The organism is Streptomyces sp. NRRL F-4489, assembly GCF_001509485.1.
Lineage (GTDB): Bacteria > Actinomycetota > Actinomycetes > Streptomycetales > Streptomycetaceae > Streptomyces.
In genome coordinates, this window is record NZ_LLZI01000184.1 from 1 (window position 1) to 383 (window position 383).

Annotated in this window: 1 protein-coding gene; it reads left to right on the forward strand. The window is 87.5% G+C overall.

The genetic code is table 11. The features are described 5' to 3' along the window. Window positions 1–182 (forward strand): PaaX family transcriptional regulator C-terminal domain-containing protein (locus ADL22_RS14885; RefSeq protein ID WP_324615560.1); only part of this gene is annotated, 182 nt, incomplete at its 5' end. Window positions 183–383 lie beyond the last annotated feature (201 nt).

Here is a 383-nt window from a genome sequence, read left to right on the forward strand (position 1 = left end):
CCCCCGCCGACCGCTTCACCGCCGCCGCGGCCGTCCTCCGCCACCTCGTCACCGACCCGCTGCTGCCGGACCCGCTGCTCCCCGCCGACTGGCCCGGCGCCGCGCTCCGCGCCCGCTACGCCGCCTTCGAGGCCGAACTCCGGGAACTGCTGCGGGCGTTCCTGGCCCCCGGCGCCCGCTAGGCGGTGCGCCCGCGCCACCCCCGGGGCGCGGTGCTCCCGGCCCCCGCGGGCGGCGGGTCGCGGCGGCGGAGGGGCGCACGGGCGGCGCGGTGACGCGCGGCGGGGCGGGGCGGGCGGCCCCGGGCGGGGGCGCGCGGAGCGGGCCGGGCGGGGCGGGGCCGGTGCGCCCGGCGGGCGCGCGCCGCGCGACCGGCCGCCGGC